General features: G+C 49.4%; 14 protein-coding genes. 10 read left to right on the top strand and 4 right to left on the bottom strand.

Annotated features, from left to right (window positions below):
• Positions 1-2 precede the first annotated feature (2 nt).
• Entirely contained in the window at positions 3-2,876 is a 2,874-nt protein-coding gene (gene uvrA, locus HWY38_RS02515) for an excinuclease ABC subunit UvrA (RefSeq protein WP_224181197.1), read from the top strand.
• Positions 2,877-2,924: 48 nt separating this feature from the next.
• On the opposite strand, the gene HWY38_RS02510 is transcribed toward uvrA, so the two are convergent.
• Positions 2,925-3,164, bottom strand: a complete 240-nt coding sequence (locus tag HWY38_RS02510; protein ID WP_003151443.1) for a hypothetical protein — start codon at positions 3,162-3,164, stop codon at positions 2,925-2,927.
• 197 nt (positions 3,165-3,361) lie between these two features.
• Here HWY38_RS02510 and HWY38_RS02505 point away from each other — a divergent pair, with 197 nt between their 5' ends.
• From HWY38_RS02505 to HWY38_RS02480, 6 genes are all read left to right on the top strand, one after another.
• Complete coding sequence (locus HWY38_RS02505; RefSeq protein ID WP_003151444.1) at positions 3,362-3,688, top strand: hypothetical protein; 327 nt, start codon at positions 3,362-3,364, stop codon at positions 3,686-3,688.
• Positions 3,689-3,712: 24 nt separating this feature from the next.
• Positions 3,713-4,810 (top strand): DUF4097 family beta strand repeat-containing protein, encoded by a 1,098-nt coding sequence (locus HWY38_RS02500; protein ID WP_007614045.1) that lies wholly within the window; start codon positions 3,713-3,715, stop codon positions 4,808-4,810.
• A gap of 4 nt (positions 4,811-4,814) precedes the next feature.
• On the top strand, positions 4,815-5,009 hold the full coding sequence (locus HWY38_RS02495) for a PspC domain-containing protein (RefSeq protein ID WP_007407447.1): 195 nt from the start codon (positions 4,815-4,817) through the stop codon (positions 5,007-5,009).
• A complete protein-coding gene (locus tag HWY38_RS02490) occupies positions 5,010-5,369 on the top strand; it encodes a phage holin family protein (protein WP_007407446.1) in 360 nt (119 codons plus the stop codon). It begins immediately after the preceding gene.
• Positions 5,370-5,462: 93 nt separating this feature from the next.
• Entirely contained in the window at positions 5,463-9,332 is a 3,870-nt protein-coding gene (locus tag HWY38_RS02485; protein WP_224181196.1) for a metallophosphoesterase, read from the top strand.
• Positions 9,333-9,499: 167 nt separating this feature from the next.
• Positions 9,500-10,075, top strand: coding sequence for a TetR/AcrR family transcriptional regulator (locus HWY38_RS02480; RefSeq protein WP_224181195.1), 576 nt, complete (start codon positions 9,500-9,502; stop codon positions 10,073-10,075).
• Positions 10,076-10,220: 145 nt separating this feature from the next.
• Here the strand turns inward: HWY38_RS02480 and HWY38_RS02475 are convergent, their stop codons facing one another.
• Genes HWY38_RS02475 through nagA form a run of 3 tightly spaced genes read right to left on the bottom strand, consistent with a single transcriptional unit; the run spans position 10,221 to position 12,878 of the window.
• The gene (locus HWY38_RS02475) at positions 10,221-10,952 is read right to left on the bottom strand and encodes a GntR family transcriptional regulator (protein ID WP_012118554.1); all 732 of its coding nucleotides are present in this window, start codon (positions 10,950-10,952) and stop codon (positions 10,221-10,223) included.
• A gap of 13 nt (positions 10,953-10,965) precedes the next feature.
• On the bottom strand, positions 10,966-11,691 hold the full coding sequence (gene nagB / locus HWY38_RS02470) for a glucosamine-6-phosphate deaminase (RefSeq protein WP_012118553.1): 726 nt from the start codon (positions 11,689-11,691) through the stop codon (positions 10,966-10,968).
• Positions 11,688-12,878 (bottom strand): N-acetylglucosamine-6-phosphate deacetylase, encoded by a 1,191-nt coding sequence (gene nagA / locus HWY38_RS02465; RefSeq protein ID WP_224181194.1) that lies wholly within the window; start codon positions 12,876-12,878, stop codon positions 11,688-11,690. The genes nagB and nagA overlap by 4 nt, the downstream gene beginning before the upstream one ends.
• A gap of 169 nt (positions 12,879-13,047) precedes the next feature.
• On the opposite strand from nagA, the gene hprK reads away from it, so the two are divergent.
• From hprK to ppaX, 3 genes are read left to right on the top strand one after another with little or no spacing between them, the layout of a single operon-like run.
• On the top strand, positions 13,048-13,980 hold the full coding sequence (gene hprK / locus HWY38_RS02460; protein ID WP_003151456.1) for an HPr(Ser) kinase/phosphatase: 933 nt from the start codon (positions 13,048-13,050) through the stop codon (positions 13,978-13,980).
• A 14-nt stretch (positions 13,981-13,994) separates the two neighbouring features.
• Positions 13,995-14,810, top strand: coding sequence for a prolipoprotein diacylglyceryl transferase (lgt, locus tag HWY38_RS02455; RefSeq protein WP_094247459.1), 816 nt, complete (start codon positions 13,995-13,997; stop codon positions 14,808-14,810).
• Positions 14,811-14,835: 25 nt separating this feature from the next.
• Positions 14,836-15,486, top strand: coding sequence for a pyrophosphatase PpaX (gene ppaX / locus HWY38_RS02450; protein WP_012118550.1), 651 nt, complete (start codon positions 14,836-14,838; stop codon positions 15,484-15,486).
• Position 15,487: the final 1 nt, after the last annotated feature.

Below are 15,487 nucleotides of genomic sequence, written 5' to 3'. Positions count from 1 at the left end.
ACATGGCAATTGACCGGCTCGAGGTGAAAGGCGCAAGGGCGCACAATTTAAAAAACATTGATGTAACGATTCCGCGGGATCAGCTCGTCGTCGTGACGGGGCTGTCCGGATCGGGAAAATCATCCCTTGCCTTTGACACCATTTACGCGGAAGGACAGAGGCGGTATGTTGAATCGCTTTCTGCCTATGCGCGCCAATTTTTAGGGCAGATGGATAAGCCGGACGTTGATGCGATCGAAGGGCTTTCTCCGGCGATCAGCATTGATCAGAAAACGACGAGCCGCAATCCGCGGTCAACCGTCGGAACGGTAACGGAGATTTATGATTATCTCCGGCTGCTGTACGCGAGAGTCGGGAAGCCGCACTGCCCGGAGCACGGCATTGAAATTACGTCGCAAACGATTGAACAGATGGTTGACCGGATTCTTGAATATCCGGAGCGGACGAAGCTTCAAGTGCTTGCGCCGATCATCTCAGGCAGAAAAGGCGCCCATGTCAAAGTGCTTGACCAAATCAGAAAGCAAGGTTACGTAAGGGTGCGGATTGACGGAGAAATGGCCGAGCTTTCCGACGATATTGAACTTGAAAAAAACAAAAAGCATTCCATTGAAGTCGTCATTGACCGGATTGTCGTCAAGGAAGGGGTTGCGGCCCGGCTTTCCGACTCACTGGAAACCGCGCTCCGCTTAGGGGAAGGCCGTGTCATGATAGATGTCATCGGTCAGGAGGAGCTGATGTTCAGCGAGCATCACGCCTGTCCGCTGTGCGGTTTTTCTATCGGAGAGCTTGAACCCCGGCTGTTTTCGTTTAACAGCCCGTTCGGCGCCTGTCCGACTTGTGACGGTCTCGGCTTAAAGCTGGAAGTGGACCCTGAGCTCGTCATTCCCAATCCTGAGCTGTCATTAAAAGAACACGCCATCGCGCCGTGGACGCCGATCAGTTCACAATATTATCCGCAGCTGCTTCAGGCGGTCTGCCGCCATTACGGCATTGATATGGAGACTCCGGTCAAAGACCTGCCGAAGCATCAGCTTGATAAAGTGCTGTACGGCAGCGGCGATGAACGGATCTACTTTAAATACGAGAATGATTTCGGACAAGTGCGCGAAAATGAAATTGAATTTGAAGGCGTGCTGCGCAATATTGAGAGACGGTATAAAGAGACAAGCTCCGATTATATCCGTGAACAGATGGAGCAGTACATGTCACAGAAGCCGTGCCCGACGTGCAAAGGCTACCGGCTGAAGAAAGAAGCGCTGGCCGTTTTGGTCAATGGGCGCCACATCGGCACCATTACCGAGCTTTCCGTCGGCGATGCGCTGGAATTTTTTAAAAAACTGACACTGTCTGAGAAAGATATGCAGATTGCCGATTTAATTTTAAGAGAGATTGTGGAGCGGCTCAGCTTTTTAGATAAAGTCGGTCTTGATTACCTGACGCTGAGCCGGGCGGCGGGAACGCTGTCAGGCGGAGAAGCCCAGCGCATCAGGCTTGCAACGCAGATCGGCTCCCGTTTGTCAGGCGTCCTGTACATTCTTGATGAGCCGTCCATCGGCCTTCACCAGCGTGACAATGACCGTCTGATCAGCGCGCTGAAAAACATGAGGGATCTCGGCAACACACTGATTGTCGTGGAGCATGATGAGGATACGATGATGGCTGCCGATTATTTGATAGATATCGGTCCGGGCGCCGGCATTCACGGCGGCCGCGTCATATCGGCGGGGACGCCTGAAGAAGTGATGAATGATGCGGACTCTCTGACCGGACGTTATTTGTCAGGGGCTCAATTCATCCCGATGCCTCCGGAGAGAAGAAAGCCTGACGGCCGGTTCATTGAAATCAAAGGCGCTTCAGAAAACAACCTGAAAAAAGCGAACGCCAAATTCCCGCTCGGCACTTTTACGGCGGTGACAGGTGTGTCCGGTTCCGGAAAAAGCACGCTTGTGAATGAAATTCTGCATAAGGCGCTTGCGCAAAAGCTTCATAAAGCCAAAGCAAAACCGGGAAGCCATAAAGAGATCAAAGGCCTCGACCACCTTGATAAGGTGATCGACATCGACCAGGCGCCGATCGGCCGGACACCGAGATCAAATCCGGCAACTTACACGGGTGTGTTTGATGATATCCGCGATGTATTCGCGCAGACAAATGAAGCAAAGGTGCGCGGTTATAAAAAAGGCCGGTTCAGTTTTAATGTAAAAGGCGGGCGCTGTGAGGCCTGCCGCGGCGACGGCATCATTAAAATTGAGATGCATTTCCTTCCTGACGTGTACGTCCCGTGTGAAGTGTGCCACGGCAAACGTTACAACCGGGAGACGCTTGAGGTCACATACAAAGGAAAAAGCATTTCTGACGTTCTGGATATGACGGTGGAAGATGCTCTGTCTTTCTTTGAAAATATCCCGAAAATCAAACGCAAGCTTCAAACGCTTGCCGATGTCGGACTCGGGTATGTGACGCTCGGCCAGCCGGCGACGACGCTGTCAGGCGGAGAAGCGCAGCGCGTCAAGCTCGCTTCCGAATTGCATAAGCGTTCCACCGGCCGGACGCTGTATATTTTGGACGAACCGACGACAGGCCTCCACGTTGATGATATCGCAAGGCTTTTGGTTGTGCTTCAAAGACTCGTCGATAATGGTGATACCGTTTTGGTCATTGAACACAATCTCGATATCATTAAAACGGCGGACTACATCGTCGATCTGGGACCTGAAGGCGGAGCGGGCGGCGGCACGATCGTAGCCTCCGGGACGCCTGAAGAAGTTGTCGAAGTGAAAGAATCATATACGGGCCGCTATCTGAAACCGGTAATGGAACGTGATAAAAAACGGATGAAAGCATTGCTGGCCGAAAAAGAAACGGCAGCCACGTAATAGATCAATAAAAACAGCCCAAAACTCATCGGTTTTGGGCTGTTGTTGTTACAGGCTTTTTTTCTGTTGGGGAAGCTGTCTGCTTAAATGCATTAAGTCCTGCAGAATATGGGTGCTGCTGCTGTCCAGCAGCACTTTTATATATTGGATATCATGGGAAATGGGAAGAGGGGCTGCTTTGATCTGTTCCAATTCAGCCAGCATTTCGCTGTTCATTCTTTTCTGTTCGCGAATTAAATTTCGAAGACTCTCTTCCGTTACTTGGGCGTTTTCGGGATCTTTCTCCATTTGTATGTCCTCCTTGCATACGGTCAGGCTTTGTTACATATTGTAATCGGTTCGGGGAAAAGATTCTATAGTGAAATCTCTGAAATCAAAAATTACGTATAACGAAGCATGTCCTTAGCATGAAAATGAAACCCGCCCATTCGTCATACGTATGTATAAGGAAGGGTTTTTACATCACGGCACAGGGAGTGTTTTTATTGAACCGAAATCAAGCGATTATTGCATCAATCTGTTATTTCAGCGTGTTTCTCGCGCCGCTCATTCTTCCGATTGTGGCTTACTTTGTCGTCGATGAAAAAGAGACGAAGCGGCATGCCATGCGCGCTCTGATTTCCCATATCATTCCGTTTGCGGGATTGCTGATTGTGACCGCGGGTGTTGTCGGCGGATTGATTACGGCTCAGGGGGAGAGTATGGTGCCCGTTTTTGTTATGATAACAGGAGCAGCTGTTTATTTTCTGATCCTCATCGGAATGGTCATTTGGAATATCGTGCAGGGAATTAAGGTGTTACGCCAGGTGTAAGAAAAGTCGGGGGAGGAGTTTTGTATGAAACAGGAGAAAGAACGGATTTTAAAGCTTGTGGAAGACGGCATGCTGACGGCGCAGGAAGCACTGACGCTCATTGAAAAACTGGATCATGAATATAAAGAAAAAGAAGAGCAGATCACCGCATTATCTGCGGAGGTCCAGGAACCTGCGGAAGATTTCGAAAGCGGGGCAAAAGGAAGCCAAAAGCCGTCGCTCGGGGCGAAGCTGTTCGACTGGATTGATTCTGCCGTCAAAAAAGTGAAGGAAGCGGATCTTGATCTGAATTTCGGCCACGCACACGAAGTGCAGCATATTTTTCAATTTAAAGACAGTGAATTCTCGGCCATTGATATGCAGATTGCAAACGGCAGCGTCAATATCGTGCCGTGGGCGGATGAAGATATCAGAGCGGAGTGCCAGGCGAAAGTGTACCGGGCGGACAGTCAGGAGGCGGCGCGCACCGCATTTCTTCAGCACATTGAGTGTGAAGTGAAGGGCAATAAGTTTTTTGTCCGCACGGAAAAGAAAACGATGAAAACCAATGTCACGCTTTATGTTCCCCAGAAAGAGTACGATAAGATAAGAGTGAAGCTGTTTAACGGACCGATCAGAGGGGAACATTTACATGTAAAAGAATTCTCGGCGAAAACGACAAACGGCGTTCTGTCATTCTCTCATTTGACGGCTGATAAAGCGTCGGCGGAAACGGCTAACGGACAAATCAAGCTGGCCGGACATCAATGCGGAGCGATTGAAGCGGAAACGATCAACGGCTTGATTGATTTGCGCGGATCGAGTGAATCCATTGACGTTCAAAGCTTTAACGGCAATATCATGCTTACCGTGACAGCGCCGCACTGCCGCTCCATCTACACGAAAACGACGACCGGAAACGTGGATATCGCTCTGCCTGATGATTCGGCGGTGAAAGCGGAGCTGAAAAGCAATCTCGGCTCTCTCAGCCATGAGCTGATTGATGCGGAAATTTTAAAGGAAAAGAATGATACCATTCAAAAAGAACTGATGCTGGCATCAAATCAAGGCCATGATCAGCATCTCTCGATTTTCTCAGAATCGTTAACAGGAGCCATTAAGCTCAAGCATACTCAGAGGTGATTGGATGAAAAGACTTTACCGTTCAGAAAAAAACCGTAAAATCGCCGGCGTTGTCGGCGGTTTGGCGGAGTACGTCAATATGGATGCGTCGCTTTTACGCATTATCACCGTTGTATTAGCGCTTGTCACGAGCGGAATCGTGCCGATTGTATATATTATCTGGTGTTTTGTTGTACCTTTAGAAGGAGATTTGAAATAAATGATCAAATGGGCAGTCAGCATTTTAGTAAATGCTTTATTATTAATCGTTATCGCGGGATATTTTGATTCCGTCCATATCAGCAGTATCGGAGCGGCTGTCATCGCCAGTGTGATTCTTTCTGTGTTAAATGTGCTGATCAAGCCGATCATCGTCATATTGACATTGCCCGTCACGGTTGTGACCCTCGGCCTCTTTCTGTTTGTCATCAACGCCATTACGTTAATGATGACCGCAGCCTTGATGGGAGACAGCTTTCAGATTGATGGGTTCGGCACCGCCATTTGGGCATCCGTCGTGCTGTCCGTTTTCCACTTGCTGATCCAAAAAGGCATATTGGAGCCGCTTAGAAAAAGGTAAAAAACGAGCTGTCCCGAGAGGGCAGCTTTTTTATGTGTGATTTACATAAGCGGCAGCCTCCTGACGCAACATAATGCATAGGGAGGTAATGAGATGAAACTTGTGATGACGCTCTTTTTTCTGATTGGTTTGCTTTGTGTGAGTCCTTCTGCAGATGCGGCGCGCAAAGAATCGGCAATCCCCGTGAATCAGCAGGAATTCGGACAGCCGCCTCATTACATACCGCTTCTGGAGAATCCTCCCCAAATCGAAGTAAAGGCGGAAATGAAAAGAAACCTGTTCATACAGGCTCATGTACGGAATGCTGACTATCAAGCGTTTTCGGCGTTTCTTTTTTATAAACAAAGCAATGAGCTGGGGTTTAAAATGGTGCCGATGGAGCCCGCGCCAGGCGCAATCCGGCTGTTTACGGCCCAGGTTTCAAAGCGGGATATCTGGAATGGAGAATTGGAATATTACCTCGTTTTCACCAACGGCAGACAGCGGGCGGAATCGGAGAAAAAGCGGCTGAAGCTGGACGGCTATCAAGCCGATTTGAATCATATTCCCGAGCTGATGATTACGGAGCTTGCGGTTGATACGAAAAATGAAGACGGCGCTGATGCCTATGAATTTATCGAGGTGTATAACACGACGGACAGACCCATTCATTTTAAAGACTATCACATCCGCTACCGCTATCCGAAGGAAGGGCCGGAATCAGATATGATATGGAGGCCGAAAGAAGATACCGTCATTCCGTCAGGCGGGACTTACGTGTTTTGGCTGAGACGCGCCGCATCAGAACTGACGATAGATGATTTCAATCGCTATTACGGGACACGCCTGAAGGAGGGAGAACATCTCGCTGTCATCGAAGGGACGGACGGAATGTCCAACGGCCGCCCGCGTACGGTGGTGCTGTCGGCAAATACCGGAAAGGGTATCGCCTCAGCGCATTACCGGAAACACGCTTTCCGCCGGCTGACTTCTTTGCTGTACAAATATCCGCTGAACGGAACGGGAGAATTGCTGAGGATCTCCACGAGCGAGCATAAGCCGTCACCGGGCTCTGTTTTTCAGGCGCAGATCCCGCAGCAGAAAAGGGTGATAAAACCCGACAAGGAAAAACCGGTCATCGAAGACCTTACAGACAGAAAGCCCGTCCGGCCCGCTGAAAGCATTGAATTGAAGGCTGACATAAAAGACAAAAACCTTGTCAAAACAGCCGCGTTTTATTACCGGACCAATGAGAAAAAACCATTCAAACGAATTCTGGCTGAAAAAGACCGCAACGACAGCTTATACCATCACATTCTTTATTCCCCGGAGCTGCTCGGCCAGGATCAGCTTGAGTATTATATCGCAGCCAGTGATGGAGAAAATGAAGCAAAAACGCCCGTCAAGATGATTGATATTGAACAGACGAGCAAATCACACGGACTCAGAATGAATGTTGAACCCGAAGATACGATATCCGGCACCTATCTGCTCAAAGCGACTTCCGACGTCAGCGCCGATAAGATCAAGCTGTGGATTGACGGCAAGCGGCAGGAGACCCGGCCGGCGCTGGAAAAAGAGGTCTATTTCGCCTTCGATGCCCGGAAAACGAATCTTTATTTTCAAAACACCGTCATAATGGAAAACGAGGTGCTGCACATTTTTGACGATCCGTCTCACCGCTACAGAACGCACTCGGTTCTCCTTCCGGAACGTCTGCTGCAAAAAGGGGGCAAAACACAGAAAGTATCCATCCGTTCGGGCTCAAAGGTTTCTCCGTATGACACGGGAGAGAATCGGGATGATTTTGTCGTGAAACATGCCCGTCTGGTGCTTTCGGACGGAACGGTGATCAAAGACGGGAAGACAGATCCGGCTGAGCAGCTGTTTATCGGTGACGGCAGGCGGGCGAATCAGCAGAAGACTTTCTCATTCAGCCTGCCGGATCATTTGTTTACGTCACGGCTGCTGCCGTGGAACACGGCGAAGCTTTCGGAAGGCTATCACCACATTTTTGTTAGCGACGGTGAGGAGCAGCTGAGCCAGTCTGTGCGGGTGGACAATACGGGGCCGAAGATTGTCCCGAATATTAAAGAAGGCGCGGCGCTGAAAGGTAATGTTGAGCTGAATGCGGACATCCGTGACAAATGGAGCAAAGTGGAAGAGGTCAAAGCGTTTTTGGACGGAGAAAGCATTACGCTCCCGCATCACACGTCATCAGCCGATCTTAAGCCCGGAAAACATACCCTTACCATCATTGCGGCAGACCTTGCCGGAAATGAAACAACGTCCGTCCGCACCTTCCATATCAAACGGGAGGAGCCGAACCAGCCGGAGATTGCGGATCAAAAAATCGGCGCCCACAAAGCAAAGCTGTCCGTCCGGGTAAAAGACCCGACGAAGGATGACATGAATGTATCATTTTATCGCGGCTTCCGTTATACCGCGCGGAATCCGGGCAGCGTGAAAGTGTATAAACACGCCTCATTAACGGAACCGCCGAGGGGCATAAAAGAAAATGAAATGCCGTTTACCCTGCCGGAAATGAACCGCATCTCGGCAAATGACGGAAAAACCGTATCGACGGAAAGTATGGAGCGTTTTCCTTATCACCGATTCGAAGTCTTCGTTGACCCGTCTATCGACGAAACGGATCTGGCCGAGGCGGTCTGGAAAGGAAGCTCTCTGCCCGGCCGAAAGGTAACCATGTATATTTGGAATTACCGGACAAGCCGCTGGCAGGAGGCGGACAGCGTTCTTGCCAAAGATAAAAAGCCGTTTACATTAAAAGCCGCCGTTTCCGCAGCGGATGTGGTGAAGAACTCAAAAATGAATGTCATCGTGCAGGATCAAATACCGGCGAAAGGCAATTACACGTTTGTCTGGATGTCGGATACACAATATTACGCACAAGGGCACCCGCACATTTTTGACAAAATGACAGAGTGGATCAAAGAAAATAAGGAAAAGCACAATATTAAATATGTCTTTCATACCGGTGATATCGTCGATGATTCAATGGTGATGAAACAGTGGAAAAACGCCGATCACTCCATGCGGACGCTTGACAAGGCGGGGATTCCGTACGGAGTGCTTGCAGGCAATCACGACGTCGGCCATAAAGACGGCACATACCGAACCTTCGGGGATTTCTTCGGGAGCCGCCGGTTTGAACAGAACATGCATTACGGCGGATCATACAAAAATAACCGCGGGCATTATGACCTGCTGTCGGCAAGCGGGAACGATTATATTATGATTTATATGGGCTGGGGCATTGCGGAACAAGAGATTGATTGGATCAATCAAGTGCTGAAGAGGTATCCGGACCGAACCGCCATCTTATGCTTTCATGAGTATTTGCTTGTGAGCGGAAATCGAAGCCCGATCGGGGAAACGATCTATCGAAAAGTCGTCAAGCCGAATCGCAATGTGGCGATGGTATTAAGCGGCCATTACCATAACGCCATGAAAAAAACCGATGCGCTTGACGATGACGGGGACGGAAAACCGGACCGCCTCGTTCACCAAATTCTGACCGACTACCAGGACGGTCCGGAAGGGGGGCAGGGCTTTATGCGCATGATGCAATTCGATCAGGCCGCCAATCAGGTTCACATGTTCTCCTACTCGCCGTACACGGATGACATCAATTACTATGACACCGATCTGTTCGCTGATAAAGACGAATTCTCAGCAGAAATGGATTTACAGCCGAAGAGGAAAAGGGTGGCGACCGATTATTTTGAATGCAACGTCTATACGAACGAACTGCTCGGTCATAAAAAACACGTAAAAAGCGGAAAAACCGCAAATTGGGTCTGGGACGGCCTGCAGCCTGATTCCGTTTATTACTGGTACACCGTCGTTAAGGACCCGTACAACGGCAAAACAATATCACCGCTGTGGATGTTCAAAACGGGAAATACGCCGTATCGCCCGGCTCCGGATCAGTTTGATTTCAGGCATGCCTCAAACCCATAACGAAAAAAATACAGCCTGCTGATCGCTCAGAAGAAAATCTGACGGTCAGCAGGCTTTTTTCTGTGCGTAAATGGCGGCGTCCTGCTGTGATAAGTGCTTTTGACTTTTTTATGTCCCTTTTCTATACTAAAATCGATTGGTTTTCGTAATATGCAGGAGGAAACATAATGAACAGTAAAACCGGGACAAAAGAAAGAATTATTCAAACCTCTGCATATCTTTTTCAGATTCAGGGATATCATGCGACTGGTTTGAATCAAATTATAAAAGAGAGCGGAGCACCCAGAGGGTCTGTGTATCATCACTTTCCAAACGGAAAAGAAGAACTCGCCATTGCGGCGATCAAACATACGGGAAGATGCGTTGAAAAGCAAATACAGAATAGTATGGCTCAATTCGCGGACCCTATAGAAGCGATCCAGCACTTTATTCATGTAACGGCTGAACAGTTTAATGATCCGCAGAATATTGAGGGCGTGCCGGTTGGATTGCTGGCGGGTGAGACCGCTCTGATCAATGAAACGTTAAGATGCACATGTGTTGAGGTGTTCAAAAAGTGGACGGATGTGTTTGCGGCAAAATTTCTTGAGCATGGGTTTGAACAAGAGGAAGCGGAGAAGCTCGGGGTGACAATCAACTCGATGATTGAAGGCGCAATCATGTTTTCGCTGGCTCATAAAAACAAAGAACCGCTGCTGCTGATTTCAAAGCAGGTTCCGTATATTGTCCAAAACAGAGGGTAGCATTTTATTACTCTTTTCTTTATAAAAAATAGATACCAGAACCACAGCCTCTTCGTTTTGCCAGAGTCATAGAGACCATTCACCGGCTTGATTTGAAAATGGCAGATCAAAAAAACATCTCCAACCCGTAACGGTTGGAGATGTTTCATTTCACCCTGTCCATATAATGCACGAATGTGTAGCGGTCGCCTCTGTAGGCGGATTTGACGTGCTCAAAGGCAGTGCCGTCCTGCAGATAAGTGGTCCGCTTGATATAGAGGACGGGGGCGCCGGGCTGGATACCGAGCAGCTCAGCTTCTTCCTCGGAAGCGGCTCCCGGTTCAAGCTCTTGTTTAGCCCGTGAGATCGGCATCTGATTGTACGCTTCAATATGCTCATACATGGATGATTGAAAATGAGAGGCGTCCAGTTTTCCCGCTTTGTCAAACGGAATGTACGAGGCTTCAATCGCCATCGGGATATCATTCGCCAGCCGGACGCGGATGATTTTATGAAGCGTTGCCGGATAGCCGCATCCCAGGATAGAAGATAATTCTTCCGTCGCCTGAATCAGCTGGTATTCGGCAAGTCTGCTCCCCGGCTTCATGCCCCGGCTTCTCATATCTTCCGTAAAGCTTGTCAGCCCTTGAAGCGGCTGTTCCATCTTCAGTTTGCTGACGAACGTTCCCCGGCCTTTCTGCCTGTATAAAAATCCTTCATTCACCAGATTGGAAAGCGCCTGGCGCACCGTCATTCGGCTGATGCCGAATTGTTCGGCGTATTCCCGCTCCGACGGAAGCAGCGCATCCGCTTTCAGCTCGCCGTTTTTGATTTGTGTTTTTAATTGTTCCATAATCTGAAAGTAAATCGGAATCGGAGATTGTTTATCAATCTGCATAGGTCAAATCCTTTCAATCGCCGCCCGCAGCCTTTTCATCAATCAAGACCGTCACATCCGGATGCGCGTGCAGGGCGGAGGCGGGGAATGCTTCGCTGATGCGCCCGTCCAGAAGCTGCTTCACCGCTTGGGCCTTGCTTTTTCCGGATGCCATGATCAAAATCCGTTTGCCGGACAAAATCGTCCCGATCCCCATTGTCAGGGCTTTTACAGGGACCTGATCAATTGACGGAAAGTACCGCGCATTCGCCTGTCTTGTCTCTTCATTCAGCTCAACGACATGGGTTCGGGATTCAAATGGCGTCCCGGGTTCATTAAAGCCGATATGGCCGTTGTGTCCGATGCCTAAAAGCTGTATATCCGCTCCGCCGAGTGTTTGAATCAATCGGTCATAGCGTCCGCATTCGGCATCAAGATCGTCTGCCCGTCCGTCAGGGAGAAAATGACGGTCCTTTCGGCTGTCGATATGTGCAAAAAAATGTGTATTCATATAATAATGATAGCTGTTTTTGTCCTCGGGAGAAAGCCCGGCGTATTCATCAAGGTTGATCGTCGTGACATTTCGGAATGACAAGCCTTCTGAGCGGTGCATCCGCACAAGTTCTTTGTATACGCCTTCAGGAGTGCCTCCCGTCGCAAGGCCGAGAACGGCATCCGGCTTTTGTTTCACTGTTTCAGCGATAATCGATGCGGCTTTTTCACTTAACTCTTCATAATGTCTGCATGTGATAACGTTCATGTCCAATCTGCCTCCCTTGAGATATATGCGGTGTTTCCGCGGCAAATCGTGGCCAGCACGCCGCACTTTCCGTCCGTCAGAACAACGTCGGCGTCTTTTCCTTCCGCGATGCTTCCTTTACGGTCGAATATGCCGAGGCGGCGGGCCGCATTTGCCGATGTCATATTTGCTATATCCGGCCATGAGCAGTTTGTAAACCTGCGCATGAGCGCCGCGCCTTCATTCATTTTTAAAATGGAACCGGCCAGCGTCCCGTCAGAGAGAAGCGCCGTGTCCCCGCGGACGGTGACTTTTTGTCCGCCGAATTCGTATTCTCCGTCCTTAAGTCCTTTTGCCCGCATGGAGTCTGTGATCATGATCAGGTTTTGGCTTCCCTTCGCCAAATAGGCAAGCTTAACGGCCAAAGGATGGGAATGAATGCCGTCGGTGATCAGCTCCGCCGTGATGCGGCCGCAGGCGAGAGCCGTACCGATGCCCCCTGGCTCACGGTGATGAAAGGAGCTCATGGCATTGAAGAGGTGCGTCATATGCACTGCCCCGGCATCCGCCGCTTTTTGTAAAAGCTCGGCTCCTGCGTCTGTGTGTCCCATTGACGGAATGATGTTTTGGTCTTTTAAATAACGGATCAGGCTGAAATCAGGATCTTCTTCCGGCGCAAGCGTCACGATTTTGATCATCCCTCCCGAGAGCCGCTCCCATTTCTGAAAGAGCCCGGCATCAGCAGGAGTAATCCATTGTTTCGGCTGTGCTCCCGCCTTTTTCGGAGAGACAAACGGTCCTTCTAAATGAATGCCGATCAACTCAGCGCCTTTTTGGGCCTGCGGTGAGGAAGACGTCCATTCTTTGGCGTTGACGAGCGCTTTTTCAATGTTTTCGTGCTGTTGTGTGATCGTTGTCGCTAGAAAAGAGGTTGTTCCTTCTTCGGGCAGCCGGGCGGACATTGTATCAAGAGCTGCAACATCAGCATCCATCGTATCCGCGCCGTATCCGCCGTGAATATGAATATCAATCATTCCGGGAAGCGCATATGAACCCTCGGGCGCCTTCCATTCCTTCTCATACGTTTCTTGCGGTCTTGTTTTCCCCGCGTAAGTAATGATGCCGTTCTTTATACCGAGAAATCCGTTTCGGATGATTTCTTCTTCTGTTACGATGTCCGCACCGCTGATTAACAAGCTTTCAGCCACTTTAAAACACGCCTTTCTGGTTAGTTGTTAGTTTTATTTTACTCTTTTTCAGACTAGTTATCTAGACCAGTTATGCCGGAATTGTATAAATCTGTTTTGGTTCAGACGGTAAAGTGATAAAATATAACTGTTCAAAGCTCGGAACATCCCAGAACAGGAGGAACATATCTTGGCAAAGGTTCGGACCAAAGACGTAATGGAGCAGTTCCATTTAGAATTGATCAGCGGAGAAGAAGGGATTAACCGCCCGATTACGATGAGTGATTTATCACGGCCCGGTATTGAAATCGCCGGTTATTTTACATATTACCCGAGAGAACGGGTGCAGCTTTTAGGAAAAACGGAGCTGTCATTTTTCGATCAGCTTCCCGAGGAAGATAAGAAACAGCGGATGAAATCGCTGTGCACCGATGTGACGCCGGCTATCATACTTTCCAGAGATATGCCGATCCCGCCGGAGCTTGTAGAAGCTTCCGAGCAAAACGGTGTGCCTGTGCTCAGATCCCCTCTGAAAACAACCAGGCTGTCAAGCAGGCTGACGAATTTTCTTGAGAGCCGTCTCGCGCCGACAACGGCCATTCACGGCGTGCTTGTGGATATATACGGCGTCGGCGTGCTCATTACGGGAAAAAGCGGCGTCGGTAAAAGTGAAACGGCGCTGGAGCTTGTCAAACGAGGCCATCGTCTTGTCGCGGATGACTGCGTTGAAATCCGGCAGGAGGATCAGGATACCCTTGTCGGGAACGCGCCTGATCTGATTGAGCATCTGCTCGAAATCAGGGGGCTCGGCATTATAAATGTCATGACGCTGTTCGGAGCGGGCGCCGTCAGAAGCAATAAAAGAATTACAATCGTCATGGACCTTGAGCTTTGGGAGCAAGGGAAACAATACGACCGTCTCGGACTTGAAGAAGAAAAAATGAAAATCATTGATACGGAAATTACAAAACTGACCATTCCCGTTCGCCCGGGGCGGAATCTCGCCGTTATTATCGAAGTTGCGGCGATGAACTTCAGATTGAAGCGGATGGGCTTAAATGCTGCCGAGCAATTCACGAATAAGCTGGCGGATGTCATTGAAGACGGCGAACAAGACGAATAGGAGTTGGCAATAATATGAACGAAGCAGGAACACCAATCAATCCGATTGCCTTGCAGCTCGGGCCTTTATCCGTGCACTGGTACGGCATCATTATCGGCGCGGGCGCGTTATTAGGGCTTTGGATGGCCATGAGGGAGAGTGAAAAGCGGGGGCTGAAAAAGGACATTTTTATTGATCTTGTTCTTTTCGCCATCCCGATCGCAATCATTTGCGCAAGGGCATATTATGTGCTTTTCGAGTGGAGCTATTACTCGGAACACCCCGGGGAAATCATTAAAATTTGGAAAGGCGGCATTGCGATTCACGGCGGATTAATCGGCGCGATCGCGACGGGAATCGTCTTTTCAAAAGTAAGAGGGATCTCATTCTGGAAGCTGGCGGATATTGCCGCGCCGAGTATTCTGCTCGGCCAGGCCATCGGGCGCTGGGGGAACTTTATCAACCAGGAGGCTCACGGTGAAGCGGTCAGCCGGTCATTTTTGGAAAGTCTGCATCTTCCGGATTTCATCATTAATCAGATGTACATAGACGGACAATATTATCACCCGACGTTTTTGTATGAATCGCTGTGGAGTTTTGCGGGCGTCGTGATTCTGCTTCTGCTCCGCCGCGTGAACCTGCGCAGGGGCAATCTGTTTTTGACGTATGTGATCTGGTATTCGATCGGCAGATACTTTATTGAGGGAATGCGGACGGACAGCCTGATGCTTACGAGCCAGCTTCGGATCGCGCAGGTCATTTCCATTGTGCTGATTGTACTTGCGATTATTTTAATGATTTTCAGACGCATGAAGGGGTATGCCGATAAGCGGTATGCCGACACGGACTGACGGCTGAAATCGGAAAGGACATAAGATGACTGATAAACGTGTAACCGCCATTTTATTTGATCTCGACGGCACGCTGATTGACACGAATGAACTGATTATCGCTTCTTACCTTCATACGCTTGATCATTATTGCCCGGGGCAGTTTAAAAGGGAAGATGTGCTTCCGTTTATCGGCCCGCCTCTGTATGAAACGTTTTCAGGCATTAATGCTGAAAAGTGCGATGAGATGATCAGCATGTACAGAGCATTCAACCATGAAAAGCACGATGAGCTCGTCACGGAGTACGAAACGGTTTATGAAACGCTGGATGAATTGAAAAAAGCGGGATATCAGCTCGGTATTGTCACCACGAAGCTGAGGGATACAGTCAATATGGGGTTGAAGCTGACAGGCATCGGGGCGTTTTTCGATACTGTCGTCACGCTTGATGATGTAAAGCATCCGAAGCCTGACCCCGAGCCTGTGCGGCTTGCGCTCAGCCGGCTTGGGTGCGATCCGTCGGAAGCCATAATGGTCGGTGATAATTATCACGATGTCATGGCGGGCAAAAACGCCGGCACGAAAACAGCCGGCGTCGCGTGGACAATTAAAGGCGCACAGACGCTTTCCGCCTATGAACCCGATTATATGCTCGAGAAAATGAGTGATTTATTGCACATCACCGGAGTGAAGTAAT

This window comes from Bacillus sp. KS1 (genome assembly GCF_020075515.1).
GTDB classification, from domain to species: Bacteria; Bacillota; Bacilli; order Bacillales; family Bacillaceae; genus Bacillus; species Bacillus velezensis.
This window is presented reverse-complemented; position numbering and strand designations above follow the sequence as displayed.

What these genes read in the sequence shown, in the direction of transcription:
- uvrA (WP_224181197.1), top strand. Translation starts at nt 3, where the DNA reads ATGGCAATTGACCGGCTCGAGGTGAAAGGCGCAAGGGCGCACAATTTA.
- HWY38_RS02510 (WP_003151443.1), bottom strand. Translation starts at nt 3,164, where the DNA reads ATGGAGAAAGATCCCGAAAACGCCCAAGTAACGGAAGAGAGTCTTCGA.
- HWY38_RS02500 (WP_007614045.1), top strand. Translation starts at nt 3,713, where the DNA reads ATGAAACAGGAGAAAGAACGGATTTTAAAGCTTGTGGAAGACGGCATG.
- HWY38_RS02495 (WP_007407447.1), top strand. Translation starts at nt 4,815, where the DNA reads ATGAAAAGACTTTACCGTTCAGAAAAAAACCGTAAAATCGCCGGCGTT.
- HWY38_RS02490 (WP_007407446.1), top strand. Translation starts at nt 5,010, where the DNA reads ATGATCAAATGGGCAGTCAGCATTTTAGTAAATGCTTTATTATTAATC.
- HWY38_RS02485 (WP_224181196.1), top strand. Translation starts at nt 5,463, where the DNA reads ATGAAACTTGTGATGACGCTCTTTTTTCTGATTGGTTTGCTTTGTGTG.
- HWY38_RS02480 (WP_224181195.1), top strand. Translation starts at nt 9,500, where the DNA reads ATGAACAGTAAAACCGGGACAAAAGAAAGAATTATTCAAACCTCTGCA.
- HWY38_RS02475 (WP_012118554.1), bottom strand. Translation starts at nt 10,952, where the DNA reads ATGCAGATTGATAAACAATCTCCGATTCCGATTTACTTTCAGATTATG.
- nagB (WP_012118553.1), bottom strand. Translation starts at nt 11,691, where the DNA reads ATGAACGTTATCACATGCAGACATTATGAAGAGTTAAGTGAAAAAGCC.
- lgt (WP_094247459.1), top strand. Translation starts at nt 13,995, where the DNA reads ATGAACGAAGCAGGAACACCAATCAATCCGATTGCCTTGCAGCTCGGG.
- ppaX (WP_012118550.1), top strand. Translation starts at nt 14,836, where the DNA reads ATGACTGATAAACGTGTAACCGCCATTTTATTTGATCTCGACGGCACG.